The following is a 16,753-nucleotide window of genomic DNA, read 5'->3' on the forward strand; positions in this document are numbered from 1 at the left end:
CTGGTTTCGGCCAGTGCGGCCGGTTGTTTCACGGCCGTGACGCGTGCGACGCGCGGGTTACGGGCACGTGAACCGCGGCCCAGCCACTGGGCCGGATGGGTTACCGTGCCGCCGCACCGCACAGTCCGTCGCCGAAAAGGCCACCGACCGTGACGGCGGCGGCCGTCACGGTCGGTGGAGTCCCCGCCGGGGGTCGATCAGACGACCGAGACGAACTCCGGAATGTCCTGGACCACCCGCTCCTTGAGCCGGCTCACCGCGTCCACGCCCAGGAACCGGGCGGACGCCGCCTCCGTGGTCTTGCGGACCCTGGAGTTCAGCCGCTCCGAGCGCACCTTGGTCGCGATGTCCACCGCCTGCTCGGCGTACCGGACGGCCTCCTCGGCCTCCTTCTGCAGCAGGTGCACGCTGGCCATGCCGATCAGGTTGAAGGCGTACGAGCGCACGTGGTCCTCGTCCTGGCGGAACAGGTCGACCGCGCGCTCCATCACCGGCGCCGACAGCGAGGCGTACAGCTGGGCGTTGTCCGAGTGGTACGCCAGGTCGCGGTACGAGTGGGCGTTCTCGGCGTTCAGCTCGGCCGGCGAGAAGAACTTCAGCCAGTCCGGATCGCCGTCCCCCTCGCGGATGTCGGTGAAGGTGTCCTCGGCCAGCCGGATCGCCCGGGCGCAGCGGTTGACCTCGCCGATAGTGGCGTAGGCGCGGGCCTCCATCGCGTACAGCAGGGACTGCTGGCGCGGGGTGGCGGTGTCGCGGCTGCCGTACTGGGCCAGGTGGATCAGCTCCAGGGCGTCCTCGCCCCGGTTGAGGTGGATCATCTGGCGGCTCATGTCGGTGAGGATCAGCGCGCCGAACGGGCGGTCGCCGGCCTCCTTGGCCGCGTGCAGGGCCAGCACGTAGTACTTCTGCGCGCTCGGGTGCATCCCGACGTCGTAGGACATCCAGCCGGCCAGGTGGGCGAGCTCGGCGGTGAGCCGGAACAGCCGCTTGGTGGTGTCCTCGTTGTACGTCTCCTGGAGCAGGTCGGTGACCTCGTGGAGTTGGCCGACCACGGCCTTGCGGCGCAGCCCGCCGCCGTTCTGGGCGTCCCACTGGCGGAACATGACCGTGGTCTGCTCCAGCAGTTCCAGCTCGGGCTCGGAGAGCCGGCCGGTGAACGCCTCGCCGCCGTTGGCCGCGGTGAGGATCGGGGTGGGCACGCCGGTCGGGCCGGGGGTGAGCCAGCGCTGCATCGGCTCGATCAGCGCGGCACCGGCGGTCAGCGCGAGCGAGGTGCCGAGGAAGCCCCGGCGGTTGAGCATCAGGTCGCTGCGGGAGTAGTCGCTGATCAGCTGGACGGTCTGCGGTCCGCTCCACGGCAGGTCCACGCCGCCGCCGACGGTGGAGACCGGGATCGCGGCACGCAGGCCGAGGTCCTCGATCGAGACCACCGAGCCGAAGCGTTCCGAGAACAGCTCCGACATGATCTTGGGGATCGGCTCCCGGGGCTGCTCGCCGTCGAGCCAGCGGCGCACCCGGGAGGTGTCGGTGGAGACGTGGTGGGCGCCGATCTGCCGGGCGCGGCGGTTGACCTGGCGGGCCAACTCGCCCTTGGACCAGCCGCTGCGGGCGAACCACGTGGTCAGCTTCTCGTTGGGTTGCTTCTCTGCCATGGGAACGTCCCCATCCCGCCCGGCCCCTGCGGGGCCCCCGATCGTGACCGCCCGACGGTTGCGGGCTCTTGCCAGACGTGCCGTGCCTGAGGTGTTGCGTACCGCCTCGTCGTACTGTTGTGCCATCGTCGTGGACGGTGCGTCAGATCCCCAACTCCCGTTCCCCGACGGCCCGGAGCAGGAGCACGGCGACGTCCGTGTGCTGAACGTAGTGCCCCCGGAGGCACCCGTGGGAGCGGCCCTGGCGAAACGCCACCTTTCGCCACCCCCAGGAGTGAACCGAAGCATGGGGGCACACGCTTCACTGGATAGTCGCGACGGTCCGGCATATGCGGGCCGCCAAGTCCCCCGGCCAACCCCGGAAGACCCGGCAGACCCCGCAATCGACCGCAGTCACAAGCGATTTCGCCGTCCACTCGGGACGGCAGCCGCCTCACGCACCCGACGATCCGGCATCGGCGCCGCCCCCACAAGGCGGCGCCCGAGGCACACCATCGCAACAGGCGCACGCCAAGCGCTGCGCGCCGCCACCGCACCACGCACCACGCAACGGACAATCAACACACAGTCACCATCCCGTAACCATCGGCAACGAGAACCTGTTGGGGGAGGCATGGACAACCTGTTCGGCGAACTTCGACTGGGGCACCTGCGGCTGGCACCGCTGGGCGCGCGCCGCCGCACCAAGGTCACCGCGTCCCAGGCCGCCGCGGAGTACACCGGCCGCTGGGGCTGGACGGTCGCCGCCGGCACCCCGGCCGCCGGCGCCACCGCCCCGACCCGCTGTCCCTGCGGCTCCCACCGCTGCGCCGCACCCGGCCTGCACCCCGTACCTGGTACGGCGGGCCGGACCGCCGCCGGCGCCGAGGGCTCGGTGCTGTTCCCCACCGGCCGCGCCTTCGACGTGCTGGACGTCCCCGAGCAGGCCGGCCTCCAGGCGCTGGTCCGGCTGGAGCGGATGGGCACCCAGGTCGGCCCGGTGCTCGCCCCGCCCACCGGCCGGATGCAGTTCCTGGTCGCCGCCGGCACCGCCCGCCGACTGCCCGACCTGCTGTACCGAATGGGCTGGGACGACGCCGCGCTCGACCTCACCTGCCACGGCGAGGGCAGCTACGTCGCCGCCCCGCCCACCGTCCTCGGCGAGCTCGGCCCGGTCCGCTGGCTGCGCCGCCCCACCCGCGACAACGCCGGCTGCCCGCCCGAGGCCCGGCTGCTGCTCGGCACCCTCGCCTACGCCTGCCACCGCAGCCGCGAGCGCACCGCCGAGCCCGCGTGGATGGCCTCGTGACTCGCCCGCTCGCCCCCGGAGCGCTCTGACCCGGCGCCGACGCCCGTCGCTTTGACGCCCATCACTCCGACGCCCGTCGCTTTGACGCCCATCACTCCGACGCCCGTCACTCCGACGCCCGTCGCCCGTCCTCACTCCGGCGCTCGTCCCTCCTCTGTCGCTCCTCCCTCTCGGCACCGGCGCGCCCCTACGACCCGGGGCGGTAGCCCGCACACGCGAAAGGGCCCGCCCCCGAAGGAGCGGACCCTCACCGGCGGGGAGACCCCGGTCAGTCCCCGATCAGCGCGTCCACGAACGCACCGGGCTCGAACGGCGCCAGGTCGTCCGCGCCCTCGCCCAGACCGATCAGCTTGACCGGCACGCCCAGCTCGCGCTGAACCGCGACCACGATGCCGCCCTTGGCGGTGCCGTCCAGCTTGGTCAGCACGATGCCGCTGATGTCCACCACCTCGGCGAACACCCGGGCCTGGATCAGACCGTTCTGGCCGGTGGTGGCGTCCAGCACCAGCAGCACCTCGTCCACCGGGCCGTGCTTCTCGACGACCCGCTTGACCTTGCCCAGCTCGTCCATCAGGCCGGTCTTGGTGTGCAGTCGGCCGGCGGTGTCGATCAGCACGGTGTCCGCGCCCTCGGCGATGCCCTCCTTGACCGCGTCGAAGGCGATCGAGGCCGGGTCGCCGCCCTCCGGGCCGCGGACGGTGCGCGCACCGACCCGCTCGCCCCAGGTCTGCAGCTGGTCCGCGGCGGCGGCCCGGAAGGTGTCGGCCGCGCCGAGCACCACCTTGCGGCCGTCGGCGACCAGCACCCGGGCCAGCTTGCCGGTGGTGGTGGTCTTGCCGACGCCGTTGACGCCGACGACCAGGACCACGGCCGGGCCCTCCTCGTGCTTGGTCGAGCGGACGGTGCGGTCGGCGTCCTTGCCGACCAGCTCGACCAGCTCCTCGCGCAGCAGGCCGCGCAGTTCGTCCGGCGTACGGGTGCCGAGCACCTTCACCCGGGTGCGCAGCCGCTCGACCAGCTCCTGGGTCGGGGCGACGCCGACGTCCGCGGTGAGCAGGGTCTCCTCGATCTCCTCCCAGGTGTCCTCGTCCAGGTGTTCGCGGGAGAGCAGCGAGAGCAGGCCCTTGCCGAGCGAGTTCTGCGAGCGGGAGAGCCGGGAGCGCAGCCGGACCAGCCGGCCGGCGGTGGGCTCGGGGACCTCGATGGCGGGCGCCACCTCGGCCTCGGCCGGGGCCTCGACCTCGACGACCTCGGGGGCCTCGGGAAGCGGCACCTCCTCGACCGTACGGCGCGGCTCCTCGGTCGGCGGCGCGGCCTCCTCGCCGACCTGGGGCTCCTGCGGGGTGGTCTTCGGCGCCGTGATGACCGGCGCCTGCGACTTCGGGGGCAGCTGCCGGCGTCGTCTGCCGGAAACGACGAGGCCCGCGATCGCGCCGATGGCGATCACGGCGATGACTACGGCAAGGATCACGTATTCCACATCTATCTCCTTCGTTGGGTCCCTCGATCGAGTGATCCTTCGGTCACCGACGCACGAGCGTCCCCGCCTCCCATACGCCGGCCCATGTGCCGTTCGGCACCGGTCAGGGCTTGGCCGTCACGAGGTCGTCCGACGGCTGAGTGAGAAGCCCCCTCGCGTGCGAGGGGGAGGAGTCACAACGCCCACCAGTATCCGTGATCTGGGACGACCGAGGGCATCTGCCCCGACATCGGCCGAGGAATCTCGGTCCGTCTACCCAGAGGCACTGGCCTCCTCGTGCTGCCGAGGGAGCACCGCACGCGACCCGCGTTCCCGGTGCTCCTCGCGCAGTCGCTGGCTGATCACCTGGGAGATCCCGTCCCCCTTCATGGTCACGCCGTACAGTGCGTCGGCGGACTCCATGGTCAGCTTCTGGTGGGTGATCACGATCAGCTGGGAGCTCTCCCGCAGTTCCTCCATGATCCCGATCAGGCGGCGCAGGTTGGTCTCGTCCAGGGCCGCCTCCACCTCGTCCATCACGTAGAACGGGCTGGGCCGGGCCTTGAAGATCGCCACCAGGAGGGCCACCGCGGTCAGCGAGCGCTCGCCGCCGGACAGCAGCGACAGCCGCTTGACCTTCTTGCCCGGCGGCCGGGCCTCCACCTCGATGCCGGTGGTGAGCATGTTGTCCGGGTCGGTCAGCACCAGCCGCCCCTCGCCGCCCGGGAAGAGCCGGGCGAAGACGCCCTCGAACTGGGCGGCGGTGTCGTGGTACGCCGAGGTGAACAGCTGCTCGACCCGCTGGTCGACGTCCCGGACGATGTCCAGCAGGTCGCGCCGGCTGCGCTTGAGGTCGTCCAGCTGCTCACCGAGGAACTGGTGGCGCTCCTCCAGCGCGGCGAACTCCTCCAGCGCCAGCGGGTTGACCTTGCCCAGCTGCTGGTACGCCTTCTCGGCCGCCTTCAGCCGCTTCTCCTGCTCGGCCCGGACGTACGGGTACGGCTCCCCCGGCTCCTGCCCCTCCTCGGGGGTGGACGGCGGGACGGGCCGGTCCGGCCCGTACGAGGCCAGCAGTTCGCCCCCGTCGATGCCGAACTCCTCCAGCGCGCGGGCCTCCAGCTGTTCGATCCGCAGCCGCTTCTCCGCCCGCAGCACCTCGTCCCGGTGCCCGGCGTCGACCAGCTTGTCCAGCTCCTCCTTGAGACCGCGACCGTGCTCGCGGTGCTGCCGGAGCTCGGTCTCCCGCTCGGCGAGGGCCTGCTCGACGGCCGCGCGCCCGGCGTCGGCGCGGGCCAGCGAGACCTCCAGGCAGGCCAGCAGCTGCCGGGCGCCCGCCGCGACGGCGTTCGCCACGCGGGCGTCGTGCTCGGCGCGACGGCGCCGCTCGGCGGCCCGGGCGCGCGCCTCGCGTTCGGCGCGGGCGGCCCGGTCCAGCTGGTCGGCCCGGCCGGCCAGGGCGCGGACCCGCTCCTCGTGGGTGCGCACCGCGAGCCGGGCCTCCAGTTCGGCCTGCCGGGCGGCGGAGGCCGCCTCGGCGAGGCGCTGCCGCTCGGCCTGGTCCGGCTCGTCCTCCCCCGCGTCCGCCGACTCCTCGGCGGCGGCAAGCCGTTCGGCCAGTTCCTCGGCGGCGGCGAGCAGTTCGGCCAGGCCCTGCTCGGCCCGGGCGGCGGCGGCCGACAGCCGCTCGGCCTCCCCGGCGGCGGCGCGGGCCTGCCCGCCGAGCCGGCCGAGGGCACCGGCGACCTGGGCCCGGTCCTTCTCCGCCTGCCGCCGCAGTTCGCCGAGCCGTTCGAGCTCGGCCGCCGACTCCCGCCGCAGTTCGGTGAGTTCGGCCAGCCGCTCGGCCGACTCGGCGCAGCGCAGGGCGAGTTCGTCGATCTCGCGGGAAGTCCGGTCCACCGCCGCCCGGGTCTCCAGCAGGCTGGGGGCACCTCCGGATCCGCCCTGGGCGAAGCCGGTGCCGAGCCGGTCGCCCTCGATGGTGACGGCGGACAACTCGGGGCGTTCGGTGACCAGTCGCAGCGCGTGGTCCAGGTCGGCGACCACCGCCACCCCGGCCAGCACGCCTCGCACGGCGGCGAGCAACTCGGCCGGGCCGTCCACCAGTTCGGCGGCCCAGCGGGCTCCGTCGGGGAACTGACCCTGGCTGCAGGGAACTTCCGGGGCACCCGCGACCAACAGCGCGGCCCGCCCGGCGTCCTGGGCCCGCAGCAGCCGCAGCGCCGCGGCGGCTGCGGACGGCGAGTCGACGGCCACCGCGTCGGCGGCCGCCCCGAGCGCGGCGGCGAGCGGCACCTCGTAGCCGGTCTCGATCCGCAGCAGCGCGGCGGCCGGGCCGAGCAGTCCGGTGAGCCGCTCGCCCGCGTCCAGCAGCGCACCGGTGCCGTCCTTGCGGCGCAGCCCGAGCGAGAGCGCCTCGTGCCGCGCGATGAGCCCGGCCCGCTCGCGCTCGGCCGCCCCGGCCGCGTCCCGGGCGGCGGACAGCTCCCGTTCGATCTCGGCCAGCCGGACCCGGGCCCGTCGGTGCCCCTCCTCGGCCCGCTCGTCGTCCCCGGCCAGGCCGTCCACCTGGTGCTGGAGCTCGTCCAGTTCGCCCTGCGCGGCCTCGGCGCGCAGCAGCGCCTCGTCCCTGGCCTCGATGAGCCGGCCGATCTCGGCCTCGGCCGAGCCGGCCCGGGACCGGGCGGCGGCGGCCTGCCCCTGCAGCCGGGCCAGTCCCTCGCGGCGGTCCGCGATGGCGCGGGCGGCGTCCCGCAGCCGGTGTTCCTCGGCGGCCAGCCCGCGCTCCAGCTCGCCCTTGCGTTCGACGGCCTCGGCCAGGGCGTACTGGGCCTCCTCCAGCGCCTCGGCGAGGGCGGCCTCCTCCTCGCGGACCCGTTCGGCCTCGTGCTCCAGCTCCTCCGGGTCCCGGCCGCGCCGCTCCTCGGCCGTGCCCCCGGCGAGGGCGTGCCGGGCCCGGGCTTCGGCCAGCCCGATCGTGCCGCGGGTGCGTTCGGCGAGCGCGGAGAGCCGGTACCAGGTCTGCCGGGCGGTCTCCAGGCTCGGGCCGAGCTGCTGGACCTGCGCCTCCAGGACCCGTTCGCGCTGCACCGCGCGGGCCAGTTCCTGTTCGACGGTGGTGCGGCGCAGCCGCAGCGCGAGCTCGTCGGCGACCTCTGCCTCGACGGCCCGGCGGAGGGTGAGCAGGTCGTCGGCGAGCAGCCGCAGCCGGGCGTCGCGCAGGTCGGCCTGGATGCCGGCGGCGCGGCGGGCGATCCGGGCCTGCCGGCCGAGCGGTCCGAGCTGGCGGCGCAGTTCGCCGACCAGGTCCTGGACGCGGTTGAGGTTGGCCTGCATCGCGTCCAGCTTCCGCAGCGCCTTCTCCTTGCGCTTGCGGTGCTTGAGGACGCCGGCCGCCTCCTCGATGAGGGCGCGCCGGCCCGCCGGGTCGGCGTGCAGGACGGAGTCGAGCCGGCCCTGTCCGACGATGACGTGCATCTCGCGGCCGATGCCGGAGTCGGAGAGCAGTTCCTGGATGTCCAGCAGGCGGCAGGGCTCGCCGTTGAGGGCGTACTCGCTGCCGCCGTTGCGGAACATGGTCCGGGTGATCGTCACCTCGGAGTAGTCGATCGGCAGGGCGCCGTCGCCGTTGTCGATGGTCAGGCTGACCTCGGCGCGACCGAGCGGGGCGCGACCGCTGGTCCCGGCGAAGATGACGTCCTCCATCTTGCCGCCGCGCAGCGACTTGGCCCCCTGCTCGCCCATCACCCAGGACAGCGCGTCCACCACGTTGGACTTGCCGGAGCCGTTCGGTCCGACCACGCAGGTGATGCCCGGCTCGAAGCGCAGGGTGGTGCTGGAGGCGAAGGACTTGAATCCGCGCAGCGTCAGACTCTTCAGGTGCACGCGGCCGGTCTCCTCAATCGCTCACGACGGGAACCGACTGTATCCGGAGTCCGACACGACGAAGGGACGCCACATCAGGGCGTCCCTTGCAAAGCTGCGTCCCTTTCGGGGCGGCTCAGTGCACAGCGGCGTCGATCTGTGAGGATCGGGGCGGGGCTCAGGTCAGAGCCGGCTCCCGCTGATCCAGATCGATGCTGTTGAGCAGCGAGTGCTCGCCAGCGACAGCGGTCAGAGCGTCGTTCTCAGCCTGCATCCGAAGAAGCTCGGCTTCAAGGTCCTGGACGCGCTGCTGAAGCCGCCGCATCTCGGAGAGCATTCGCGGGTCGGGGCCGCCGACGTACCCGAGAAGCGCCTTTGCCATGATGAATGGTCCTCCACGCTGAGTGACCGAACCGGAACGGTACAGGTCTAGGGGGAAGGGGGACGCACGCGCGGCGCGCACCCGGAAGTGCTGGCTGGGCACTACGGCACATCCACCGTGAGCTGGGCTCACGAGGGCATGCGCCTACCGGAGAACGCGATCGTGTGCGCGGGCTTCAAGCGTCTCACCAAAGACGGTACGGGTCAACACGATCACCGCACGCTACCGCGCCCCTGTCACCTGCCCGGCGGTGTCGTCACGCCTGGGGGGTCTCGGGCCCGGGTCCACCACGTGCTCGTGGATCATCGTTCGATGCGGAGTCAACCACGAGTCTGCCCGAATGGCAACCGTATGACACCGACGGTTGCCGATCATTTCCGCGGAGGCGCGGCGCGGGGCCGCGAACCCGGGGCTCAGCGGATCTCGAAACCCTCGTAACCTGCGCCGACGGCCGTCCAGATCTCGGTCACACCGCTCACCGCACCGGGCGTGTCGGGGCCGCGCAGCAGGGCCAGCAGCAGCTCGCAGTCGGCGGCCAGACCCTCGGCCACCACCTGCACCCGGCCGTCGCCGAGGTTGCTGGCGTACCCGGTCAGGCCGATCTCCAGCGCCCTCGCCCTGGTCCACCAGCGGAAGCCGACCTGCTGGACCTTCCCCCGGACCCAGGCGGTCACCCGGACCGGTTCATCACTGTGGGCATCGCGACCGTGCATGCCCCTGACCCTAACGGGCCGCGGTGCCGGTCACAGCTCCGCGGGGTCCCCGGCCGGGCGTGCGAACGGCCCCGCCGGAGGAACCGGCGGGGCCGTTCGGATCGGGCCCGGATCAGCGGATCACCAGTCGTCGCCACCGCCGCCGAAGTCGCCGCCACCGCTCCAGTCGCTGCCGCTGAAGTCGGCGGCGTTGAAGTCGGCGCCGGTGTAGTCGCCGCCCTCGTACTGGTCCTGGTAGCCGCCGTGGCCGCCCTCCATGATCGGCGCCGCGGCGTAGGCCGGGCCGCTCATCATCGAGCCGAGCATGGTGCCGACGAGCAGGCCCGGCAGCAGACCGCCGCCGTCGAAGCCGCTGTAGTAACCGCCCGCGTACGGCGCGTAGGCCGGGCCGGCGTTCCAGTACGGCTGCGGGCCGTGCTGGGTGTCGACGGTGCGCACCGCCGGGTCGAGGCCGGCCGCCACCCGGTCCGCGTCGGCCTGGCAGACCGGGACGGGACGGGCGGAGCCGCCGGCCGGGGCCCAGTCGACGTCCTTGACGGACGGGCCGTGCCGCGGGTCCATGAAGCACGGGGGGCGACGCTCGGGCAGCGGGCGCTTCTCACGCCGGGCGGCCAGGGTGGCCAGCTGGAACCGGCCGTCCTCGATCGCCTCGGTGACCTGCTTGACGTCCTCGGGCTTCTTGGCCTCGTCCATCAGCCGCTTGGACTTCTCGTACGAGTCCAGCGCGTGGCTGTAGTCGGTGCGCTGGGCGTCGTCCGCGTCGGGCGCGGCCGGGTTGAAGTCGAGCCGCTCCAGCTCCACGCCGAAGGCGGTGATGTCCTCGTCCACCACGCGGCGCAGCTGCTCCAGCTCGGCGCGGGCCTGCTCCTCCTTGCGCTTCTTGGCGCGGCGGAAGAGGAAGAAGACACCGGCACCGGCCAGGGCCACCAGCACGACCGGGATGATCACCCAGGCGATCGAGGTGCTGTGGTTGACCCCGGTGCCCTTGGTCTGCGGGGCGGCCTGGTCGACGAAGTCGTTCAGGGTGGCGTTGATGTCGCCCTTGTCGGCGCGGCTGACGGCGCCCCCGATCCGGTCCGCGACGCCGGGACCCATCGCGCCGCGGTCGGAGCGGGCCATGAAGCCGCTGGTGCCCCGCCAGACGCCGTAGACGCCGTCGATGCCCACCAGGGTGCGCAGGTCCGTGAGGACGGTGTCCTTGTTGGCGGCGTCGGGGACGACAGCGATGAAGATCGGCTTGTCGGCCTTCTCGATCTTCTTGGTCAGCGCGTCCGCCTGGGCCTGACTGAAGCGGTCCTGCATCGTCGGGGCGACGTAGACCTGCCCCTTCTTCAGGGTGGCCGCGGCGTCGCTCAGCCCGCCGGCGGCGGAGGCCGCCGGGGCGAACAGCATCAGCAGCCCGAGCAGCGCCGCCACCAGGGCAAGTGGCCCGGCGCCCCGGGAACGTCGTGCAAGGGTTCTCATGTCCCCGACGCTACCGTGACGGGCGTCAGAGCACGGCATACCCTTCGCATACTGGTTATGACAAGATTCCCCGCCGTCCGCCGGGTCGGCTCCCCTTCTCGCGGATGAGATTTCCCCGAGTGAACCCTGAGACGGGTGGGAGGCGGGAACCGCGGGTAGCGGCCGGACGTACGTCCCGGCGGGCCCGGGCGGTCCTGGGGCGAGGCCGAGGGGGCGTCCCGACGCTACCGCGCGAACGGGCACACTGGTCCCGGACCACAGGTCCCATTACCTTTTCTTGACCCAACACCCGATCGGAGCGCTCGGTGATCATCGGCCTCGTCACGGCCGTGGCGGCATCCGCCTGCTACGGCACCGGCTCGGTCCTGCAGGCCGTCGGATCCCGCCGCTCGGCCCGGGAGGAGGCGGCCAAGGGCGCCACCACCTCGACCACCGAGCACGGCGGGCCGAGCCTGTCCTCCACCGCCAAGGCCGCCGTCACCTGGGAGTTCATCCTCGGCTCGGTGCTCGACCTGGTCGGCTTCGGGCTCGGCGCGCTGGCCGCGCGCCTGCTGCCGCTGTTCCTCTCCCAGACCATCATCAGCGCCAACCTGGTGATCACCGCGGTGCTGAGCATCAAGCTGCTGGGCATCCGGCTCAAGCAGCTGGAGTGGGCCTCGATCGGCGTGCTCTGCTCGGCCCTGGTGCTGCTGGCCGTCTCGGCCGGCCCCGAGGGCGGTCACCACGCCTCGATGGCCTTCCACTGGGGCCTGCTGATCATCACCACCGTGCTGCTGGCCGGCGGCAGCCTGCTGGTGCGCCGGATGGGCTCCAAGGGCGCGATCGTCGCCGGTCTGCTCTCCGGCCTCGGCTTCGGCGGCCTGGGCGTCGGCGTGCGGATCCTGAACGGCCTCGACCCCTTCCAGCTCGGCACGCTGCTCTCCGACCCCGCCCTGTACGCGGTCCTGGTCGGCGGCCTCGGCGGCATGTACGTGCACACCGTGGCGCTGCAGATCGGCTCGGTCAACGGCGCCACCGCCGCGCTGGTGGTGGGCGAGACGGTGCTGCCCGGCGTGGTCGGCGTGCTCTGGCTCGGCGACTCCTCCAAGGCGGGCCTGGGCTGGCTCGGCGTGGTCGGCTTCCTGCTCGCCGTGGTCTCGGCGGTCGGCGTCGCCTACTTCGGCCAGGGCGACCACGGCGCCCTGAGCGAGGCGTCCGCCGAACACCCGGAGCTCGCCCACAAGTAGCGGCGCGGCCCTCAGCCCCCGCTGCGCAGCCGCGGCACGCGCTGGCAGCGGGGGCAGAAGTAGCTGGAACGGTTCATCCAGGCGGCCCGCCGGATCGCGGTGCCGCAGCGGCGGCAGGGCTCGTGCTCCCGGCCGTAGGCGTCGAGGTCGCGGGAGAAGTAGCCGCTCTCGCCGTTCACGTTGACGTACAGGCTGTCGAAGCTGGTGCCGCCCACGGCCAGCGCCGCCGTCATCACGTCCCGGGCGTTGGCCAGCAGCAGCGCGGCCTGCGGGCGGGTGACGGTCGCGGTCGGCCGGTCGTAGTGCAGCCCGGAGCGCCACAGCGCCTCGTCGGCGTAGATGTTGCCGACTCCGCTGATCAGGGTCTGGTCCAGCAGCGCGCGCTTGACGGTGGTGCGCCTGGCGCGCAGCGCGGCCACGAAGGCGGCGTCGTCGAAGCGCGGGTCGAGCGGGTCTCGGGCGATGTGCGCGATGGAGACGGGCGTGCCCTCCGGGTCGCCCTCCTCGGCCTCCTCGACGGCCAGGCCGCCGAAGGTCCGCTGGTCGACGAAGCGCAGCTCGCGCCCGCCGTCGGTGAAGCGCAGCCGGACCCGCAGATGGGTCTCGTCCGGTACCGACGGGTCCTGGACGAGCAGTTGGCCGCTCATCCCGAGGTGGCCGATCAGCGAGAACCCCGTGCCGCTGCCGCCGAGCGGCACCCAGAGGTACTTGCCGCGGCGCCGGGCGGCGCCGAGGGTGGTGCCGGTCAGCCGGGCCGTGAAGTCCGCCGCTCCGGCCGGCTGGCGGCGCACCGCGCGCGGGTGCAGCACCTGGACCTCGCCGACGGTCCGCCCGGCGACCCAGTTCGCCAGACCGCGACGGACGACCTCGACCTCGGGGAGTTCGGGCACGGGAAAGGGCCTCCTGCTTCGAAGGGATCGGCAGGAGTGAAGGCTACTTCTTCGTCAGGCGCCCGCGGGCAGCCGGTCGGCGTACTTCTCCTTGATCGCACGCCAGGCGCTCTCGGCGGCCTTCTGCTCGGCTTCCTTCTTCGAGCGGCCGACGCCGCTGCCGAAGTCCTCGCCGGCCACCCGGGCCGCCGCGGTGAAGGTCTTCTCGTGGTCCGGGCCGGACTCCATGACCACGTACTCGGGCACTCCGATGCCCACCGAGGCGGTGAGCTCCTGGAGGCTGGTCTTCCAGTCCAGGCCGGCACCCAGCTGAGAGGACTCCTCGATCAGCGGGTCGAACAGCCGGTGGACGAACTCGGTCGCCGCCTCCAGACCGCGGTCCAGGTAGATGGCCCCGATCACGGCCTCGACGGTGTCGGCGAGGATCGACGACTTGTCGCGGCCGCCGGTGCCCTCCTCGCCCTTGCCGAGCCGGATGAACGCGCCGAGGTCCAGACCCCGGCCGACGTCCGCGAGCGCGCGGGAGTTGACCACCGCGGCGCGCAGCTTGGCGAGCGTGCCCTCCGGGACGTCCGGATGGACGCGGTAGAGGGTGTCGGTCACCACCAGGCCCAGCACCGAGTCGCCGAGGAACTCCAGGCGCTCGTTGGTGGGCAGACCCCCGTTCTCGTACGCGTACGAGCGGTGGGTCAGGGCACGTACCAGAAGGGCGCGCTCAAGCGTGTACCCGAGGCGCCCTTCCAGGACGTCGTATTCGGTCGAAGCCGGCCCGCCGGCCTTGCCGCTGCCCGAAGAACCCTTCGAGGCAGAGGACGCCTTGCGGGTGGAGTTACCGTCCGACATCGATCCGTGCACCCCGCCGATCAGACCGAGAGGACCTGGCGACGGTTGTACGTGCCGCAGCTCGGGCACGCGATGTGGCCCAGCTTCGGCTCGTGGCAGCGGTCGCACGCCACGAGGGCCGGAACAACGGCCTTCCAGTTGGACCGGCGGTGGCGCGTGTTGCTGCGCGACATCTTCCGCTTCGGAACAGCCACGGCTACTTCTCCTGGTTCTCGGCGAGACCCTCACGGGTGTCGCTGTTCTTGATTCCCCGCCGCAGATCAGCGGCTTCGCCACGGGCCTCTTCGCCGGAGTCGGCGGAGAGTCCCTGCAGAGCCGCCCACCGGGGGTCGACGGCGTCGTGGTGGTGCGCCGGGTCGTCGCTCAGGCGCGCTCCGCACTCGGAGCACAGGCCCAGGCAGTCTTCCTGGCACACCGGCTGCAGCGGCAGTGCGAGCACCACCGCGTCACGCAGCACCGGCTGGAGGTCGAAGAAGTCGCCCTCCAGGCGGTAAGTCTCTTCTTCCGAGTCCTCGTCGAGGTTCTCGGTCCCGGTGGTCCGGGCGCGGTGACGCTCGTCGGACTCCGGGTAGTAGTACAGCTCCTGGAAGTCCACGTCGATGTCGAACTCGACGGGCTCCAGGCACCGGACGCACTCGCCCTCGACGTGGGTCTCGGCGGTGCCGGTGACCAGCACGCCCTCGACCACGGACTCCAGGCGGAGCTCCAGATCGATCGGGCTCTTCTCCGGGACGCCGATCACGTCGATGATCCCGAAGCCCTCGGGGGCCTCCAGGGTCCGGCTCACCTTGCGCATCGCGCCCGGACGACGGCCCAGCTCGTGCGTGTCGAACACGAGGGGGTCGCGGTGGTCGAGGCGGTTCAAGGTGTCCTGACTTCCATAGGAATCAACGCTGTGGTCCCCATCACCGGTCGACCTTGCGCGGGCAAGCCGACAGCCGGACATGGGGATGCCGGAGTGGTCAGACTACCGGAGTCTCCGGCCAGGCCCAACTTCGGTCCCGTCAGGAGACTCCCGCGCAGTCCCGTCGGCGCCGCTCAGCGGCCGCCGAGCTCCCGCAGCCGGGTCATGTCGATCATGCTGGTGTCGAAGAAGCTGGTCTCGTCCAGGCCCTGCTGCTGGTGCGGCACGGCCGGGGGCAGGGCGGGCTGCTGCGGGTAGTTGTAGCCGTCGTACGGCTGGGCCGCGTAGCCGTCCTGCTGCTGCGGATAGCCGTAGGCGTCCTGCTGCTGGCCCTGGTGCTGCTGGCCCTCGTAGTGGGGCTGCTGCGGGTAGCCGCCCTGCTGGTGGCCCCACTGGGTGTTGTAGGGGTCGCCCTGGACGGCCGGGTCGAAGCCGCCGCCGTACACCTCGGCGTACTGCCCGACCTGGTGCTGCCCGGTCTGGTGGCCGCCGTCGTGGGGCTGGCCGCCCTGGTGCTGGGCGGCGGCCGCGTACTGGTCGGCGCCGGGGGCCTGCCAGCCGGCCGCGGCCGGGGTCTGCTCGGGCCAGGTCTGCTGCTGCGGGACGTCCTCGCGGTACCAGGCGATGTCGGAGCCGTCGGCCTCGTCCTCCGCGGCGAAGCCGGCGGCCACCGCCTCGGCGCGCTCCTTGGCCTGCTGGGCCTCGTCGGCGGCGGCCAGGTAGGCGCCCAGCTCGTCGATCGGCTTCTTGCCGAGCAGCTTGTCGCGGCCCTTGCCGACCGCCTCCAGGGTGGCGCTGAGCACGTTCTCCAGGGTGGCCAGCTTCACGTCGACGTACTCGTCGACCTCGGGGCTCGGGGTGGTCCGCTGCGGCCGGAACTCCTCGCCGTCGCCCTCGCCCTCGATCTCGAAGGCGCCGGAGTCGCCGCGCAGCTTGATCCGGCCGCGGCCGACCGCGCCGAGCGTCTTGGTCAGCACGACCTCGAAGTTGGCGAGCTTGCTGTCCACGTAGTCGTCGGCCTCGGCACGCTTGGCGTCGACCTCGGCGCGGGCCTCGGCCAGGATCCGGTCGGCCTCGGCCTGGGCCCGGCGGACCACCTCGGTGTCGGAGATCAGCGAACCGCGCTCGGCGTGCGCGCCCTGGATGATCCGGTCCGCCTCGGCCTGGGCGCCGGCCACCACCTGCTCGTGGTCGGCCATCACCGACTGGGCCTGGGCGAGTTCGGCGGGCAGGGCCGCCTTGAGGTCGTTGAGCAGGCCGATCAGTTCGGCCCGGTTCACCACGCAGGAGGCCGACATCGGCATCGAGCGGGCGTTCTCGACCGCCGCCACGATCTCGTCGACCTTGTTCTGCACGTCCACGGGGCTTCGTCTTTCCGTGTGCCGCCGACGGTCCGGCGGAGGCAGGCCCGGCGCGGTGGACCTCACCGCAGGGCAGGAATACAGACTTTACGGCCCCCGTGCGGCGACCTCACAACGCCTGAGCCGATCCCGCCGCCACGACTGCGGACAAGCCGTGACGAACCGGCAGAAAAGGACGAACCCCGCCGCCGGGCCCCACGGCCGCGCCCTACTGCTCGGCCTTGCGCTCCGCGATCCGCTCGACCAGCCGGCGGTGCACCGTCTCGGGCAGCAGGTGCGAGACGTCGCCGCCGTACGAGGCGACCTCCTTGGCCAGCGTCGAGGAGAGGAAGCTGTACGTCGGCGAGGTCGGCAGGAACAGCGTCTCCACGCCGGTCAGACCGTTGTTCATCTGGGCCATCTGCAGCTCGTAGTCGAAGTCGCTGACCGCGCGCAGCCCCTTGATGATCGCGGGGATGCCGCGCTCCCGGCAGAAGTCCACCAGCAGGCCGTGGTGCGACTCGACCACCACGTTGCCGAACTGGGCGGTGACCTCCTCGATCAGGGCGATCCGCTCCTCGATGGTGAACATGCCCTGCTTGTTCCGGTTGATCAGGACCGCGACATGCACCACGTCGTACAGCTTCGAGGCCCGCTCGATGATTTCGAGGTGGCCCTTGTGGATCGGGTCGAACGAACCGGGGCAGACGGCTCGGCGCATGACGTGT

Annotated in this window: 14 protein-coding genes; 2 read left to right on the plus strand and 12 right to left on the minus strand. The window is 72.4% G+C overall.

Annotation, left to right across the window (positions count from 1 at the left end; genetic code table 11):
• Positions 1–197 precede the first annotated feature (197 nt).
• A complete protein-coding gene (locus ACIRVF_RS36395; RefSeq protein ID WP_402828048.1) occupies positions 198–1,694 on the minus strand; it encodes a tetratricopeptide repeat protein in 1,497 nt (498 codons plus the stop codon).
• A 571-nt stretch (positions 1,695–2,265) separates the two neighbouring features.
• On the opposite strand from ACIRVF_RS36395, the gene ACIRVF_RS36400 reads away from it, so the two are divergent.
• On the plus strand, positions 2,266–2,940 hold the full coding sequence (locus ACIRVF_RS36400) for a bifunctional DNA primase/polymerase (RefSeq protein ID WP_402827953.1): 675 nt from the start codon (positions 2,266–2,268) through the stop codon (positions 2,938–2,940).
• 268 nt (positions 2,941–3,208) lie between these two features.
• Here ACIRVF_RS36400 and ftsY read toward each other — a convergent pair whose 3' ends face one another.
• The 5 genes from ftsY to ACIRVF_RS36425 form a co-directional block, all read right to left on the minus strand.
• Complete coding sequence (gene ftsY / locus ACIRVF_RS36405) at positions 3,209–4,420, minus strand: signal recognition particle-docking protein FtsY (RefSeq protein WP_402827956.1); 1,212 nt, start codon at positions 4,418–4,420, stop codon at positions 3,209–3,211.
• 252 nt (positions 4,421–4,672) lie between these two features.
• Complete coding sequence (gene smc / locus ACIRVF_RS36410) at positions 4,673–8,284, minus strand: chromosome segregation protein SMC (protein WP_402827959.1); 3,612 nt, start codon at positions 8,282–8,284, stop codon at positions 4,673–4,675.
• A 157-nt stretch (positions 8,285–8,441) separates the two neighbouring features.
• Positions 8,442–8,645 (minus strand): hypothetical protein, encoded by a 204-nt coding sequence (locus ACIRVF_RS36415; protein WP_270143783.1) that lies wholly within the window; start codon positions 8,643–8,645, stop codon positions 8,442–8,444.
• Between the two features lie 413 nt (positions 8,646–9,058).
• Positions 9,059–9,358, minus strand: a complete 300-nt coding sequence (locus tag ACIRVF_RS36420) for an acylphosphatase (RefSeq protein ID WP_030288010.1) — start codon at positions 9,356–9,358, stop codon at positions 9,059–9,061.
• 120 nt (positions 9,359–9,478) lie between these two features.
• Positions 9,479–10,822 carry a hypothetical protein gene (locus tag ACIRVF_RS36425; protein ID WP_402827962.1) on the minus strand — a complete coding sequence of 448 codons (1,344 nt, stop codon included), beginning with the start codon at positions 10,820–10,822 and terminating at the stop codon, positions 9,479–9,481.
• A 305-nt stretch (positions 10,823–11,127) separates the two neighbouring features.
• Between ACIRVF_RS36425 and ACIRVF_RS36430 the strand changes: the two genes are divergently transcribed.
• A complete protein-coding gene (locus tag ACIRVF_RS36430; protein WP_402827964.1) occupies positions 11,128–12,048 on the plus strand; it encodes a hypothetical protein in 921 nt (306 codons plus the stop codon).
• An 11-nt stretch (positions 12,049–12,059) separates the two neighbouring features.
• On the opposite strand, the gene mutM is transcribed toward ACIRVF_RS36430, so the two are convergent.
• The 6 genes from mutM to coaD all read right to left on the minus strand — a co-directional run bounded on the left by mutM (position 12,060) and on the right by coaD (position 16,746).
• Positions 12,060–12,938, minus strand: a complete 879-nt coding sequence (gene mutM, locus ACIRVF_RS36435) for a bifunctional DNA-formamidopyrimidine glycosylase/DNA-(apurinic or apyrimidinic site) lyase (RefSeq protein ID WP_402827966.1) — start codon at positions 12,936–12,938, stop codon at positions 12,060–12,062.
• Positions 12,939–12,992: 54 nt separating this feature from the next.
• Positions 12,993–13,781 (minus strand): ribonuclease III, encoded by a 789-nt coding sequence (rnc, locus tag ACIRVF_RS36440; protein ID WP_033354224.1) that lies wholly within the window; start codon positions 13,779–13,781, stop codon positions 12,993–12,995.
• 20 nt (positions 13,782–13,801) lie between these two features.
• Complete coding sequence (gene rpmF / locus ACIRVF_RS36445; RefSeq protein ID WP_030056747.1) at positions 13,802–13,975, minus strand: 50S ribosomal protein L32; 174 nt, start codon at positions 13,973–13,975, stop codon at positions 13,802–13,804.
• A 2-nt stretch (positions 13,976–13,977) separates the two neighbouring features.
• The gene (locus tag ACIRVF_RS36450) at positions 13,978–14,646 is read right to left on the minus strand and encodes a YceD family protein (protein WP_402827970.1); all 669 of its coding nucleotides are present in this window, start codon (positions 14,644–14,646) and stop codon (positions 13,978–13,980) included.
• A gap of 173 nt (positions 14,647–14,819) precedes the next feature.
• The gene (locus tag ACIRVF_RS36455) at positions 14,820–16,046 is read right to left on the minus strand and encodes a cell division initiation protein (protein WP_402827972.1); all 1,227 of its coding nucleotides are present in this window, start codon (positions 16,044–16,046) and stop codon (positions 14,820–14,822) included.
• Between the two features lie 208 nt (positions 16,047–16,254).
• Positions 16,255–16,746 carry a pantetheine-phosphate adenylyltransferase gene (gene coaD / locus ACIRVF_RS36460; RefSeq protein WP_402827975.1) on the minus strand — a complete coding sequence of 164 codons (492 nt, stop codon included), beginning with the start codon at positions 16,744–16,746 and terminating at the stop codon, positions 16,255–16,257.
• Between the last annotated feature and the right edge of the window lie 7 nt (positions 16,747–16,753).

The organism is Kitasatospora sp. NPDC101157, assembly GCF_044768255.1.
In the GTDB taxonomy this organism is placed as follows: domain Bacteria; phylum Actinomycetota; class Actinomycetes; order Streptomycetales; family Streptomycetaceae; genus Kitasatospora.

Bases quoted from the DNA above. Each gene is read 5' to 3' on its own strand.
- ACIRVF_RS36415 (WP_270143783.1), bottom strand. From the start codon at position 8,645: ATGGCAAAGGCGCTTCTCGGGTACGTCGGCGGCCCCGACCCGCGAATG.
- coaD (WP_402827975.1), bottom strand. From the start codon at position 16,746: ATGCGCCGAGCCGTCTGCCCCGGTTCGTTCGACCCGATCCACAAGGGC.
- rnc (WP_033354224.1), bottom strand. From the start codon at position 13,781: ATGTCGGACGGTAACTCCACCCGCAAGGCGTCCTCTGCCTCGAAGGGT.
- ACIRVF_RS36400 (WP_402827953.1), top strand. From the start codon at position 2,266: ATGGACAACCTGTTCGGCGAACTTCGACTGGGGCACCTGCGGCTGGCA.
- ACIRVF_RS36420 (WP_030288010.1), bottom strand. From the start codon at position 9,358: ATGCACGGTCGCGATGCCCACAGTGATGAACCGGTCCGGGTGACCGCC.
- ACIRVF_RS36425 (WP_402827962.1), bottom strand. From the start codon at position 10,822: ATGAGAACCCTTGCACGACGTTCCCGGGGCGCCGGGCCACTTGCCCTG.